The organism is Streptomyces sp. NBC_01515 (assembly GCF_045040345.1).
GTDB lineage: Bacteria > Actinomycetota > Actinomycetes > Streptomycetales > Streptomycetaceae > Streptomyces.
The window spans coordinates 10037789-10051065 of sequence record NZ_CP109416.1 but is presented as its reverse complement, the minus strand read 5'-3'; the positions used below and the strand labels follow the sequence as shown (position 1 = coordinate 10051065).

Genomic DNA, 13277 nt, shown 5'->3' with positions numbered 1-13277 from the left:
TTTGCCGTTGGACAGACCGTGGGTGCGGAGGGAACAGTGTCCCCGGGCCTCAACCTCCGCCCACAGGGACGATCGTTCGGCTGAAGCCCTGTGGAGCCTTTCGCCGCGAGGCGACCGCCTTCCGTGCCCACCCTTTGGCCGCCCCGGCCGTGATTCCCCCGTCGCGGTCGGGGCTTCATCTTGACCTGGATCCTTGACCTGGATCCTTGACTTGGAGCGCACTCCAATTCGTAGCGTTCCGGTATGACCACTGCACAGCACAAGATCGGTTCCGGATTCGGCGCGAAGAGCACCGCCGACGACGTCCTGAAGGGCATCGACCTCACCGGGAAGCTCGCCGTCGTCACCGGCGGCTATTCGGGTATCGGCCTGGAGACCACCCGTGCGCTCACCAAGGCGGGGGCCCGGGTCGTCGTCCCCGCCCGCCGTCCCGACACCGCGCGCGAGGCCGTGGCCGGGCTCGACGGTGTCGAGCTGGACGAGTTGGACCTCGGCGACCTGGAGAGCGTGCGCGGCTTCGCCGACCGCTTCCTCGCCTCCGGCCGCACCGTGGACCTCGTGATCGACAGCGCCGGCATCATGGCCTGCCCGGAGACCCGGGTCGGGCCCGGCTGGGAGGCGCAGTTCGCCACCAACCACCTCGGCCACTTCGCCCTCGTCAACCGGCTGTGGCCGGCGATCGCGGCGGGCGGCGCGCGGGTGGTCTCGGTGTCCTCGGGCGCCCACCACAACTCCGGTATCCGCTGGGACGACATCCAGTGGAGCCACGGATACGACAAGTGGGAGGCCTACGGGCAGGCCAAGACCGCGAACGTCCTGTTCGCCGTCCACCTCGACAGGCTGGGCGCCGACCAGGGCGTACGGGCCTTCGCGCTCCACCCGGGCGGCATCCTCACGCCGCTCCAACGCCACCTGGCCACCGAGGAGATGGTGGAGCGCGGCTGGATCGACGAGGACGGCAACCTGCTGCATCCGGACGCCTTCAAGACCCCGGAGCAGGGCGCGGCCACCCAGGTCTGGGCCGCGACCTCGCCCCAGCTGGACGGCCTCGGCGGTGTCTATCTGGAGGACTGCGACATCGCCGAACCCGCCCCCGCCGACGGCGAGCGCATCGGCGTCAAGTCCTGGGCGACGGATCCCGAGCAGGCGGCCCGTCTGTGGAAGCTGTCCGCCGATCTAACCGGTGTGGACGCGTTTGCCGGATAGTTTCAGACACAGCTTCACGAGAGGTCGAGGTCCTTCGGTCCGTAGAGGGCGGCGGGCGCGCCGGTCATCAGCGCCCAGTAGCGGTCTCCGTACGACCAATGCCACCACTCCGTCGGGTAGTTGACCAGGCCGACCGCGCCGAGCGCCTTGCCCAGCACGGCGCGGTGGGTCCTGGCCTCGGCGGTGATGTTGTCGGCGCCGGTGTAGCAAGCCCCGCCGCTCTCCTCCGGGTTGGCGTTCATCGGAGTGCCTATGTCGAGTTCGCGGCCGTCCGCGTCGGCGAGGGTCAGGTCTACGGCCGCGCCCGCGGAGTGCGGGGCGATCTCGGGCGGCGACACATAGCGGCTGGCGGCGGACCGGATGCGGTCGGCGGACCAGTCCGGGTGGGCGGCGCGCAGCTCGTCGCCGTAACCCTCGAAGTAGCGGCGCTGGAGGACCGGCGGCCGGTATCCCTCGACGAACAGCAGGCGCAGGCCGTCGGGCAGCAGGGCTTCCGCTTCCAGGAGACGGTCCAAAACGCCCTGGCGCAGGTGGAGTTCGGCGCCGTTGTCGTTCTTGCGGTCGTCGACCAGCAGTACGTCGCTCACATCGACGAGGGGCTCCCCGCACTCCGCTACGGGGATGGCGGCGACCCGGGCGTCGGACATCAGGATGATCTCGTTCATGGGGTGATCATCCCCCAACCGCCCGTCCGCTCAGTGCGGGGCTCGTTCCTCAAGTGCCGTGCGCCAGGCGGGCGGCGGGCCCTCAGGTTCGGGTTCGGCCCGACGGCCGCCGCGGGCGAAGAAGTCGGCGAGGGGAAGGATCGCGGCGCCGACGGTGACCGCGTCGGGGCCGAGACGGCCCAGCTCGATGGTCACGCGTCCGGCGGGATGGCGCAGCGCGTACGCGGTGGCGTGGTGGCGTACGGCGGGCAGGAAGCGGGTGCCGAGCTGGAGACCGGCCCAGCCGCCGATCAGGATGCGCTCGGGCTGGAAGAGGTTGATCAGGTCGGACAGTCCGGCGCCGAGATATTCGGCGGTCTCCTCCAGGACGGCGAGCGCGACGGGGTCGGCCTCGGTGCCCTCGGGCGGGTAGGCGGCGACCAGCAGTGCGGTCATCGCGGTCTCCTCGTCGGTGCCCTCGGGCGGGCGTCCGCCCTGCTCGCGCCAGCGGTCGAGCAGCGACTCGGCGCCCGCGTACGCCTCCAGGCAGCCGAGGGCGCCGCAGCGGCAACGGCGACCGCGGACCCGTACGGTCAGATGCCCCCACTCGACGGCCCGGCCGTTCTCCACCTCGGGGGTCACGAGGCAGGCACCCACACCGGAGCCGAAGAGGACGACGATCGCGTTGCGCGCGCCGCGCCCGCCGCCGAACCACATCTCCGCCTGGCCGAGGGTCTTGGCGCCGTTGTCGATGAAGTACGGGACTGCGTCGGGGAGTTGGGAGGTGGAGCGGAGCAGCTCTTCGAGGGGGACCGCGTCCCAGCCGATCGTCTGGCCGTGCACGACGGCGCCGCGGTCCGGGGTGTGCTCGACTATGCCGGGGACGCCGATACCGACGCCGAGGAGCTGTTCCGGTGCGATGTCCGCGGCGGCGAGGACCTCGGCTATGCCGTCGCGGATGTGGCCGACGATGACCTCGACCTCGTAGCGCTGCTGCTCCAACGGGCGTTCGGCACGGGCGAGTTCGGTGAGCGTGAGGTCGAACACCTCGACGCGGACGCGGGTCTCCCCGACGTCGACGCCGATCATGTGGCCGCTGTGCGGGGCGACTTGGAGCAGGGTGCGGGGACGGCCGCCGTCGGAGTCGACGCTGCCGGCCTCCTCGACCAGACCGTCGGCGACGAGGTCCGCGACGACGTTGCTCACCGAGCCGGAACTGAGCCCGGTCACCGGGCCGAGTTCGAAGCGGCTGAGGGGTCCGTCGAAGTACAGCCGTTGCAGCACGGCCGTGCGGTTGGCCCGCCTGAGGTCGCGTACCGTGCGCCCGTTCCGCCCCGCCATGTGGCTCCTTCCGAACCCCGCACCCTCTTAATTCACGCCCTGAACTAAGGGGCGATGGAATGCACACTACGTGGTGGAAGCCGTCTCGTCGATCTCTCCCAGGGCTGCGAGGAGCTCGGGGCCGACCTTCTCCCGCCGCCAGCGGTTCTCTTCCTCGCCGAACTCCCGGGGGACTGCTTCCGCGAGCATGATCAGGTAGAGATAGCTGCGGTAGAGGGCATAGCGGAGGCTGGCCGACCGGTCGAACACGGCCCGCCCGCCTGCCTCCCGGTAGCCCGCGAGGAACGACTCGTCCGTCCTGATGTCCCCGAGCAGCGCCAGGGAGACGAAGTCGGCGAGGGGGTCGCCCCAGAACATGCGCTCGCCGTCGACGAGACCGCCGACACGGGGCGTTCCGGTCGTGCGGTCGACCAGGATGTTGCCCTGCCACAGGTCGAAGTGGACGGCGCGGGGGACGGTGACCTCGTCCAGGGCGCCGTACGCCGACCGGGCCGTGCGGGCGATGTCGTCGACGGGGATCGGCAGCCAGGCCCCGTAGCGGCGGGTGTCGTCGAGGACGGCGTCGTAGAGCGTGCTGAACGCGGTGCGCCAGTCGGGGGCGAGGGGGCCGAGGGCGCCGGAGGGATAGCCGAAGCCGGGGCCGGTGATCTCGTGCAGGCGGGCGAGCCGGCGCCCCAACTCCGTGCGCAGGTCGGTGTTTTCGGGATCGGTGAGGGTGTCGTCCCAGGGTTCGCCGGGGCACAGCGTCATCAGGAGGGTGTCGCCGTCGAGGACCACGACGCGCGGCGCCGCCACCCCGGCCTTGGCGGCGGCGCCGTAGAAGTCGGCCTCGGAGATGAGGAGTTGGCGCTCGTGGGCCAGGCCGGGGGCGGTGGGCGCGGTCTTGAGGACGTAGCGGGTGCCGTCGGTGAGGGTGAGTTCCTCGACGGTGTTGTAGGTGCCGCCGCCGAGGGGGCGGAGGTGGGCGAGGTCGCCGGGCGGGATGCCCGCCGCGCGGAGTACCTGTCGGGCTCGCTCCGAGGAGTCCGTCACCGTACGCCCACCTCTCCCTCTCGGTCAGCCGGCGGCGTACACGTCCTCGACGTAACGCCCGTCCGCCATCAGTGCGTTGAGCCACCGCTCGGCCGCCGCGTCGTCGGCGCCGGGCGTGCGGTCCCGGTACAGGGTACGGAACGCCTCGCGCACGCCCGGTGCCATGCGCGAGCCGTCGCCGCAGACGAACACCCGGGCACCGGCGTCCAGCAGGGCCCACACCTCGTCGGCCTCGGCGGCGACGCGGTGCTGGACGAAGGTCACTCCGCCTTCCGGGGCCGCGCTGAAGGCCGGGCGGAGCGAGACGGCTCCGGCGCGCTCGGCGGCGCGGAGTTCGTCGGCGTGGAGGTAGTCGGCGTCGGGGGCGTCGCAGCCGAAGTAGCAGAGGGCCGGGGCGAGTTCGGCGCCCGAGGCGAGGGCGGCCGTACGGTCGGCGATGGTTCCGCGGAAGGGGGCGAGGCCGGTGCCCGCCGCGATCATCACGACCGGGGTGGAGTCGTCGATCCGGAAGGCCTCGCGGCACGGCTGGACGCGGGCGTGGATCGTGCCGCCGGGTGCGACGGTGTTGAGGTGGCCGGAGCCCGTGCCCCGGAAGACGCCCTTGCCCGAGCGGGCCGGGGCCTCCAACAGGGAGACCATGAGGTCCGCGTGGCCGGGGTCGACGGCGGGTGAGGACGAGATCGAGTAGTGCCGGGCGCGCAGCGGGGTGAGCAGGTCCAGCAGCGTCGGCCAGTCCAGGGCACCGCGCAACGCCGGGTGGTCCTCGACGAGTTCGACGAAGGTGCGCGGGTCGTCGGTGAGGGCGGCCAGGGCGGTGCGCTCGGGCGGGCAGGGGTTGGCGGCGGCCAGCGCGACCAGTTGGCCGACGGTCGGACGGTCCTGCAACTCGACGTAGTGGGTGAGGAGTTGACGTACCGTCACAGGCCGGTCGACCGCGAGGCCGTCGCGACGCGGGCGGGCCGGGCGGATGTCGAGGACGGTGTCGAGGTCGACGCCGAGGGCTGCCGCCGCGCGTTCGACGAGGGTTGGGGCGTTCGCGGGCAGGACGGTGAGGTGGTCGGCGGTGCGGTAGGCGGTCCCGTCCGGCAGGGCGACGCGGACGAACCGCTTGCGGCGTGGGTGGCCGGGGGCGGTGAGGTCGTGGGCCTCGGTGACGGTCATCGGGACGAGGTCGTGCCGTGCGGCGAGGGCGTCCAGGTGACCGCCGGTGAGGGTGCGGACCTCGTAGGCAGAGATCTCCTCCATGCGCTCGACGTCCATGGCGTCCGGATCGCCGTACGTCTCCAGGAGCGCCGTGCGCAGCCGGGCCGTGAACTCCCGTACGGCACCGGTGAGATCGCCGGAGGCGTCGGCGGCGGCGCGGTCGGTCAGACGGGTGGCGCCGAGTTCGGCGAGGCGGGCGTCGATGCGGGTCGGCATGTGCTGGTAGGTGGCGGCCCAGTTGCGGTCGCCGACGCCGAGGACGGCATAGGTCACGCCGGTGAGGTCGTGGGGCTCCTCCAGCCAGGCGGCGAAGGCGAGGGCGTCGTCGGTGGGGCGGCCGTTGTAGGAGGCGGAGGTGATGACGACGGGCCGGTCGGTGGGCAGTCCGTCGGCGTACGCGTCCAGCGGCGCGACTTCCACGGAGCACCCCAACAGAGCTGCCTCGTCGGCCAGTTGGGCGGCGAACTCGCGGCAGGTGCCGTAGTTGCTGCCGTGCAGGAAGAGGGCTGCGGTGCCGGGGCGGACGCGGGCGGGCAGGGTGACGGTGTCGGCCGCAGAAGTCGCCGGGGCTTCGACCGCACCCGACAGCGGAGTGTGCACGCGGTCGGCGGGGGTGCGCGGGGTGAGGGTGAGCGTGAAGCCGTCGGGCTTGAGGGTGAGGGTCTCCTTCACCGTGAGTTGGTAGTCGGCGTGGTCGTGCAGCCGGTAGCGGTGGACGAGCATCGCGAGCAGCATGGTCGCCTCGTGCAGCGCGAACTGCCGCCCGATACAGGCGCGTTCACCGGTGCCGAACGGCTTGAAGGCGTGCACGGAACGGGTCGCCTCGGCCTCGGGCGTGAAGCGCGAGGGGTCGAACAGCTCGGGGTTGTCGCCCCAGCCGGGCTGCCGGTGCAGCATCGGCGCGATCACGGTGACGGCCTGCCCGGCACGCAGCGGAATGCGCCCGCCGAGCACGGTGTCCTCCAGCGCGTGCCGGCTGAACGCGGCGGCGGTGGGCCACAACCGCAGTGCCTCGTTGAGGACTTGGCGCGTGCAGGTGAGCCGGCCGACCTCGTCGTACGTCGGTTCCGGGTCCGCCGTGTCGCCCCACAGCGCGTCCACCTCGCGCCGCACGAGCTGGAGCACGGCCGGGTGCTTGGCCAGGTAGTACAGGGCGAACGACATCGCGCCGGATGTCGTCTCGTGGCCCGCGATCAGGAAGGTGATCACCTGGTTGCGGATGTTGGCGGTGTCGAGCGTCGTGCCGTCGACCGGGTGCTCGGCGCTGAGCATGAGACCGAGGAGGTCCTCGGCGTCGCCCTGGTCGGTGCCGGTGCGGGCGGCGATGACCTCGTCGACGACCTGGGCGAGGTAGTCGGCGTCGGCCCGGAACGCCGCGTCGGCCGCCGAGTGGTCCTCGCCCGGGACGCGCGCCAGCCGGGTCATGCTCCACTCCAGGCAGCGCACCATGGACTCGACGAAGGGGTGCGGCTCGTCGCGCTCGAACGACCCGAAGTCGTAGTCGAATCCGGCGAGTCCGATGGTGTCGAGGGTCATCCGGGTCATGTCGTCGGGCACGTTGACGGGCTGCCCGGCACGGGCGCCGCGGTCCCAGGCCTCGACGAGCCTGCGCGCCACCTTCAGCATCACGGGGTGGTAGGTCCGCATCGAGCCGAGCGCGAACGCGGGCATCAGGATGTCGTGCGCCTTGGCCCAGTTGGGCTCGTCGTTGTACGCCGTGAAGAGGCCGTCGGCGGCGAAGGCCCGGACGTTCTCCAGGGCGGGCCCGATGTGCTTGGCGAACCGCCGCTCGTCGGCGAGCTCGGTCACCAGGTCCAGATCGCTGACGAACAGTGAGTCCCGCCCGTGCAACCGCCGTACGAACACGGGTCCGTGACGGCGCATCAGCTGCATGATCTGCTGCATCGGGGTGCGACCGGGGCCGGTCGCGGTGATGTCGACGACGGGCACGCCGGGAAGCGTGTCGACGGGCTGGGGGTGCGGCGCGGTGGGGGGCATGGCGCGACAACTGCCTTTCGCGGTACGGAAGTACTGCGTTCCAGCGTGCTCGCCCCGCCCCGGCGGACCGCGCCGCGCGACTACATAATCGTGTAGCGGGAAGCACGGATGGCGTCTTGCGTCGACGGTCCGGCCCGGCTAGTCGGGCGCGCGAACTGAGTGCGCGTACTCATGCGCACCCCGCGACCGGCCCGGCAGGGTGGGCCCATGACGCAGGTACTGCACGAACATCCGCCCCGGCACCACCGGTGGCCTTGGTCCAACAGGACGTCTCGTGCTTCGGACATCCTCGCCGCCATCGCCCTGTTCGTCGGCGAGGCCGTCTTCTTCGCCTGGTCGATGTTCACCTCCGGCATGGAGGGCTGGGCCGCGCAGGGCGACCAGGGCAAGATCGACGCGGCCACGCTCGCGAACATCGCCTGGATGGAACACTTCCTCTACGTCCTCCTCGCCCTGGCAGGGCTCGCGGCACTCTCCCGCGCACCGTGGACGGCGGTGTCGCACCTCATCGCCGCGGGCCTCGTGTTCACGCTGCTCACCGGTATGCAGCACGAGTGGGACCGCACTCATCCGGCCCCCGCGCCCACGCCGAGAGCCGGCTACTCGCCCTGTTACAGCGGCAGCGGGACATGCTCCTGAGCCGCATGATTGCGGAGTGGGGTACGGCGTGACAGGAGGTGCCGGTGGACTGGACCCGCAGGGAGGGCGTGGTGTGGCGCAACCGCGCCCTGATGCTCTTCGACCGGGTGGCGGTGCCGGTCGCGGTGTGTGATGTGTACGGCTCGGTGCAGGCCGCCAATCCCGCGATGGCGGCGGAGTGCGGTACGACGCCGGGTCGGCTGCGCGGCCGGGACGTACTCGACCTCTTCCGGCCGCAGGAGACCGGCCAGGTCGAGCGGATCGCGCAGGCGCTGCGGCTGCGGCACCGGTCGCGCTACCAGGTGTCGGTACGGTGGCGGGCCCCGAACGGCACCGAACGCTATGGGCAGTTGACGGCCGACCCGGTCAGCGACACGGTCGAGGAGACACCGGCACTCCTGGTCATGCTCCGCGTGCAGGGCGAGGGCGAACCCGGCGCCGACAGGCCGAGCGAGGACTCCCCCGCGCGGGCCACCCCGATCGAGGCCCGCATCCTGGCCCTGCTCGCCGGCGGCGCCACCACCGCCCGCGCGGCCCGCGAGACCGGCCTCACCACGGACGGCGTGACCTATCACCTACGCCGATTGTCGGCCCGGTGGGACGCGGCGAACCGCACCGAACTGGTCGCCCGCGCCTATGCACTTGGGGTGCTGACGCCCGGGGTCTGGCCGCCGGTACCTGTCACGGACACCGACGAACGGTAGGCCGTACCCGCTCCCTCCGGCGCCCCGAAGCGGGCGAGGGTGTGCCACACCATCTTCAGATCCTGGAGTTCGTAGCGACCAGTACGGGCCGCGTCGCCGATGACGCGCGGGTCGACGACACCGCGCTCGGCGATACGGGCGCCGAGGTCGGCGTACTCCTGGCCCCGGTAGTCCGCGTGCCGGTGCAACTCCCGCACGGTGAGCCGGTATCCGGGGTGCCATTCGACTGGGCAGGGCAGGCGCCGGGCGGCCGTCTCGACCGGGGTGCCCCGGTAGCTCGCGTCCAGGACGAGGGCCTCCATGTCCCGGGCGAGGGCTACACCGCCGTGCACCTGTGTCTCGATGTAGTCGTTGAGGGCGTCCTGTTCGTCTTCGTCGGCCTCGGCGAGCGCGATCAGGTTCATGCCGGGGGCGACGCCGAAGTCGGTCGGTCCGGCCGCGCTGTCCGGGTAGCAGAAGGTCGCGCGGGCGAGGGTCGTACCGCTGAGCCGGAAGTGCGAGGAGCCGAACCTCGGTGCCGCGCCCACCACTTGGCGCCGGAAGTTCAGCGCGCCGTACACCGGTCGCTCAGGGGCGAGCGCCTCGTCGTAGGCACCGGCGAAGATCCGGCTCTCCCAGCGCCAACGGTCGCCGCCGGGGCGGGCGGTGAGGCCGCCGTTGCTGGTGCCGGTCACGAACTGCGAGTGGTACGTGCCGTCTTGGGCCGGCGCGTCGAGGATCGGGCGGCCGGTCGCTGTCGCCGTGCGGTCGGGGTGAAAGTTGAGGGTGATGCGGAGACATGGGTCGACGGGCGGACCCGAGGAACCCTCGGCCACATGCCGCAGCGCACGTGCCTGCCGCGCACCCATGCCCCCGAAATCCATTGGCTCCTCCACCGCTCGCCTTACTACCCTGGACCGAAACCTAGACCCCCTAGGTTTTGGAACAGGCACCCCCAGGAGACTCCCCCATGAGGTCACTCACCGAGCAGGACATCCGCAACTCGTTCGTCAACTGCTCGAAGGGCGAGGCCAAGCGGCTCGCGATCCCCCGGGATCTCGACACCCGACCCTGGGCCGACCTGGACTTCCTGGGCTGGCGAGATCCCGGGGCGCCGGACCGCAGCTACCTCGTCACCGAGCGGGCGGACGGACTGATCGGCGTCACGTTCCGCTTCCCGTCCACACAGCGCGGCCTTCTGCACCGGAGCATGTGTTCGCTGTGCGTGACGACCCACCCGGGCGGCGGCGTCTCCCTGATGACCGCGCGCAAGGCCGGCGCGGCGGGCCGCGAGGGCAACTCGGTCGGCCTGTACATGTGCACCGACCTCGCCTGTTCCCTCTATGCGCGCGGCCGGAAGATCCCCGAGTCGGGCATCCGCATCGAGGAGAGCCTCACCGTGGAGCAGCAGATCGACCGGACGGTGGGCAATCTGACCGCCTTCCTGGACAAGCTGTACGTCTGACGTCAGCCCGGCCGCCCGCCCGAAATCACTCCTGCCCTACGGCGATCACGATCTTCCCCCGGTTGTCCCGCCGCTCCAGCCGCTCGTGGGCGGCACGCGCCTCGGCGAGCGGTACGACGGTCTCGATCGGCACCCGGTACGTTCCCGCGGCCACCCGCTCGGCGAGTTCGCGCAGGTCCGCGCGAGGGTCGTAGCCTCCGTGGATCTGGAGGTTGGTGAGCTGGAAGCCGAGGATCGACGCGTTCTTCGGGTAGAAGTCGCGGGTGTCGACGGTGCTCGGCTCCAGGGCGACATTGGCGAGGGCGACGACCCGGCCGCCGTGCCCGATCTCGCGCAGGCTGCGCCCGAAGGCCGGGCCGCCGACGGTGTCGAGGATGATGTCCGCGCCCCGTCCGCCGGTGAGCCGTAGCACCTCGTCGACCTCCGCGTCGTCGGGGTAGGCGGACGTGTCGAGGGTGGCCCGGGCGCCGAACTCCCCTGCCCAGGCCGCCTTTTCGGGTGATCCGGCGAGGGCGATGACCCGGGCGCCGGTCTCGGCCGCGATCTGTACGGCCGCGCTGCCGACCCCGCTCGCGGCGGCCTTCACGACCACCGTGTCCTCCTTGGTGACCCGGGCGAGGTGTCGCAGGCAGTACCAGGCCGACAGCCAGGCGACGGGCAGGGCGGCTGCGTGCGCGAGGTCGATCCCGTCGGGCAGGGCGGCGACCTGGGTGGCGGGTACGGCCACCAACTCGGCGTAGAAACCCGGTGAGTTGACGCCGTCGAGGGCCACGACCCGCTGCCCGACCGTGAAGCCGGTGACGCCCTCCCCCAGCGCGGCGACGGTACCGGCGCCCTCCACTCCCGGGATCAGCGGCGGCTTCCCGGCCCGGTGGTAGTTCCCGGACCTGATCAGGGCGTCCGCGCGGTTCACGCCCGCCGCGGCGACCCGCACCAGGACCTGCCCGGGGCCCGCGACGGGGTCGGGTACCTCGACCGGTACCAGCACCTCGGGCCCGCCGAACTCGTCGATCCGTACCGCACGCATAACGCACCTGCTCCCTGTCCTGGCCGGTGAGTCCGGCCGACACCCGTTGAACTGGTGTCACCATGCGACACCCGATGAACCGGTGTCAAGGGCGGCCGACGCCTTCACGTACACCGCATGAACCGGTGTACGCGAGGTACGCTCGCTGTCATGACCCAACCGCCCGTCTTCCCGTTCATCGGCGGACGCCCGTGCCTGAACTTCGTGGCGACGCTCGGCAAGCGGCACGGCACGCCCGTGGAGCGACTCGCCGATCCAGCGGCCCTGGCGGGCTGGATCACGGAGGCGGAGCTGTCGGCGGGCACCGAGCCGGTGCGGGTCACGGCCCGGGAGCTGGCGGACGCGCGCACCCTGCGCGAGGCGCTCTACCGTGTCGTACGGGACGCGATGGCCGGCCGGGAACCGGCGGCGGCCGATGTCGAGCGGGTCAACGAGGCCGCCGCGCGACCGGATCTCGCGCCCCAACTGGGCGACCGGCGCTGGAAGTCGGCGCATCCGGCGCGCGCGGCGCTGGCGACGGTGGCCCGGGACGGCGTTCTCCTGGTGGGCAGTCCGCTGCTGGAGCGGGTCAAGGAGTGCGAGAACCCGGAGTGTTCCCTGCTGTTCCTCGACGACTCCCAGGCCCGCCGCCGCCGTTGGTGCTCGATGGACCGCTGCGGCAACCTCGCGAAGATCGCGGGCTATCGGTCGCGCAGCCGGGCGGCTGTGACCGAGTGAAGGTGGATCAGCACGTCGTAGCTGCGGGCCAGTGCGATGGTCCGCAGGTCCTCCGGGTAGTCGGTGCCGATGCTCCGGGTCGGCCGTGCCTCCGCCAGCCATGCGCGGGCCGGTGATCCGACCGAGCGGAGATCGACCAGGTAGTCGGTGAACCGCACCTGGTCCAGGGTCTGTTCGTTGCTGCCCGGGCCTGCCGGTCCCAGCGTCCAGCGGTGGATCGCGTCGTCGGGGCCGGTGGCGTTGAACGAGCCCCGGTCGAAGGTCAGGCCGACGTTGCGATACCCGGAGCCGAGCCGTTCGCGCAGGAACGCCCCTTGCATCTTGGGGTAGTTGGCGGGATCGGACGGCACATAGCCGATGTGGGCGTCGTGCGCGGACAGCAACACCCTGGTGCCGGTGTGCCGTTGCCACCAGACGACATTGGCCGCCATCGTCTCGTCCCGGTAGCGCATCGCCGCCGGAACCTGCGCGGGGTCGGCGAAGTCGAAGTCGTACTGCCGGGCCACTTGGTCGACGACGGTCGCGTTCTGCACGGCCCGGTCGTACGCCTCGCGGTCCTTCCCCGGAGTCTGCCGCTTGAGCAACTCCAGTGCGCGGCCGGTGCGTTCGGCCATCTCCTGCCGTTCCGCGTACGGCTTGTCGAGGTACTGCTCGATGTACGTCCCGGCCGGCACGGTGGGCCGCAGGCCTCGGTACAGCTCGGCGAGACGGGCGCTCGACTCGGGGTGGGTGTCGGCCACATAGGCGGTGACCGAATCGTAGAGCTCGGGTCCGGCCCAGCCGATGTCGTCGCCCATGAAGCGCACGGGGTCGCCGGGATGCCGGACGTTGTACGCGCGCATCCACTCGACGAGCTTCAGATAGTCGGTGTTGTTCCACCACAGGTAGTCGCGCTGGAACTCCTCGCGGAAGATGCGCCGCGGATCCCCTTTGCCGTACAGGACATAGTCGTTGAGGCGCAGCCCGGTGCTCCAGGCACCCTCCAGGGCGAAGGTGCGGAAGCCCTTCTTCTCGACGAGGTGACGGAAGACGCGGTCCTTGAGGGCGAGGAAGTCGTGGGAACTGTGGGTGGCCTCGCCGAGGCCGACGACCTTCGCGCCGCCGATCATGCGGTCGAGCGGGCGCAAGTCATCGGTGGCGCCGCCCGGTTCGACGGTCCGCAGCGGGTGGGCGGAGCGGTCGAGGGCCGCAACCACGTCCGAGGGCGCGGGAGTTGGCGTTGCCGTCGCGGCCGGGGTGCCGGCCGCGACGGTGCCGAGGCTGATGAGCAGGGTCAGGATCAGTCCGGTCCGATGCCGTTTCATGGTGCGAGGGTCGCGTGC

At 71.6% G+C, this 13277-nt stretch carries 12 protein-coding genes; 5 read left to right on the top strand and 7 right to left on the bottom strand.

Annotation, left to right across the window (positions count from 1 at the left end):
- Positions 1-243: 243 nt before the first annotated feature.
- Entirely contained in the window at positions 244-1206 is a 963-nt protein-coding gene (locus OG407_RS44415) for an SDR family NAD(P)-dependent oxidoreductase (RefSeq protein WP_405866392.1), read from the top strand.
- 14 nt (positions 1207-1220) lie between these two features.
- Here OG407_RS44415 and OG407_RS44410 read toward each other — a convergent pair whose 3' ends face one another.
- The 4 genes from OG407_RS44410 to OG407_RS44395 form a co-directional block, all read right to left on the bottom strand.
- A complete protein-coding gene (locus OG407_RS44410) occupies positions 1221-1871 on the bottom strand; it encodes a M15 family metallopeptidase (RefSeq protein WP_405866390.1) in 651 nt (216 codons plus the stop codon).
- Between the two features lie 30 nt (positions 1872-1901).
- Entirely contained in the window at positions 1902-3191 is a 1290-nt protein-coding gene (locus OG407_RS44405; protein WP_405866388.1) for an ROK family protein, read from the bottom strand.
- Between the two features lie 66 nt (positions 3192-3257).
- Positions 3258-4223: a phosphotransferase family protein gene (locus tag OG407_RS44400; protein WP_405866386.1), complete on the bottom strand. Its 966-nt coding sequence runs from the start codon at positions 4221-4223 to the stop codon at positions 3258-3260.
- A 24-nt stretch (positions 4224-4247) separates the two neighbouring features.
- Positions 4248-7424, bottom strand: coding sequence for a cytochrome P450 (locus tag OG407_RS44395; protein ID WP_405866384.1), 3177 nt, complete (start codon positions 7422-7424; stop codon positions 4248-4250).
- A gap of 207 nt (positions 7425-7631) precedes the next feature.
- On the opposite strand from OG407_RS44395, the gene OG407_RS44390 reads away from it, so the two are divergent.
- A complete protein-coding gene (locus OG407_RS44390) occupies positions 7632-8063 on the top strand; it encodes a DUF6234 family protein (RefSeq protein ID WP_405866382.1) in 432 nt (143 codons plus the stop codon).
- A 92-nt stretch (positions 8064-8155) separates the two neighbouring features.
- Positions 8156-8767, top strand: a complete 612-nt coding sequence (locus tag OG407_RS44385) for a PAS domain S-box protein (RefSeq protein ID WP_405868918.1) — start codon at positions 8156-8158, stop codon at positions 8765-8767.
- Here OG407_RS44385 and OG407_RS44380 read toward each other — a convergent pair.
- Positions 8698-9630, bottom strand: coding sequence for a DUF3626 domain-containing protein (locus OG407_RS44380; protein WP_405866380.1), 933 nt, complete (start codon positions 9628-9630; stop codon positions 8698-8700). The two genes, OG407_RS44385 and OG407_RS44380, sit on opposite strands and share 70 nt — an antisense overlap.
- Before the next feature lie 86 nt (positions 9631-9716).
- On the opposite strand from OG407_RS44380, the gene OG407_RS44375 reads away from it, so the two are divergent.
- Entirely contained in the window at positions 9717-10211 is a 495-nt protein-coding gene (locus OG407_RS44375; protein ID WP_405866378.1) for an FBP domain-containing protein, read from the top strand.
- Positions 10212-10236: 25 nt separating this feature from the next.
- Here OG407_RS44375 and OG407_RS44370 read toward each other — a convergent pair whose 3' ends face one another.
- The gene (locus OG407_RS44370; RefSeq protein ID WP_405866376.1) at positions 10237-11238 is read right to left on the bottom strand and encodes a zinc-binding alcohol dehydrogenase family protein; all 1002 of its coding nucleotides are present in this window, start codon (positions 11236-11238) and stop codon (positions 10237-10239) included.
- A gap of 150 nt (positions 11239-11388) precedes the next feature.
- Between OG407_RS44370 and OG407_RS44365 the strand changes: the two genes are divergently transcribed.
- On the top strand, positions 11389-11955 hold the full coding sequence (locus OG407_RS44365; RefSeq protein WP_405866374.1) for a CGNR zinc finger domain-containing protein: 567 nt from the start codon (positions 11389-11391) through the stop codon (positions 11953-11955).
- Here OG407_RS44365 and OG407_RS44360 read toward each other — a convergent pair.
- Positions 11919-13259 (bottom strand): erythromycin esterase family protein, encoded by a 1341-nt coding sequence (locus tag OG407_RS44360; protein ID WP_405866372.1) that lies wholly within the window; start codon positions 13257-13259, stop codon positions 11919-11921. The two genes, OG407_RS44365 and OG407_RS44360, sit on opposite strands and share 37 nt — an antisense overlap.
- Between the last annotated feature and the right edge of the window lie 18 nt (positions 13260-13277).

Coding starts and splice junctions, on each gene's coding strand:
- OG407_RS44415 (WP_405866392.1), top strand. CDS start 244: ATGACCACTGCACAGCACAAGATCGGTTCCGGATTCGGCGCGAAGAGC.
- OG407_RS44410 (WP_405866390.1), bottom strand. CDS start 1,871: ATGAACGAGATCATCCTGATGTCCGACGCCCGGGTCGCCGCCATCCCC.
- OG407_RS44405 (WP_405866388.1), bottom strand. CDS start 3,191: ATGGCGGGGCGGAACGGGCGCACGGTACGCGACCTCAGGCGGGCCAAC.
- OG407_RS44395 (WP_405866384.1), bottom strand. CDS start 7,424: ATGCCCCCCACCGCGCCGCACCCCCAGCCCGTCGACACGCTTCCCGGC.
- OG407_RS44390 (WP_405866382.1), top strand. CDS start 7,632: ATGACGCAGGTACTGCACGAACATCCGCCCCGGCACCACCGGTGGCCT.
- OG407_RS44385 (WP_405868918.1), top strand. CDS start 8,156: ATGCTCTTCGACCGGGTGGCGGTGCCGGTCGCGGTGTGTGATGTGTAC.
- OG407_RS44380 (WP_405866380.1), bottom strand. CDS start 9,630: ATGGATTTCGGGGGCATGGGTGCGCGGCAGGCACGTGCGCTGCGGCAT.
- OG407_RS44375 (WP_405866378.1), top strand. CDS start 9,717: ATGAGGTCACTCACCGAGCAGGACATCCGCAACTCGTTCGTCAACTGC.
- OG407_RS44370 (WP_405866376.1), bottom strand. CDS start 11,238: ATGCGTGCGGTACGGATCGACGAGTTCGGCGGGCCCGAGGTGCTGGTA.
- OG407_RS44365 (WP_405866374.1), top strand. CDS start 11,389: ATGACCCAACCGCCCGTCTTCCCGTTCATCGGCGGACGCCCGTGCCTG.
- OG407_RS44360 (WP_405866372.1), bottom strand. CDS start 13,259: ATGAAACGGCATCGGACCGGACTGATCCTGACCCTGCTCATCAGCCTC.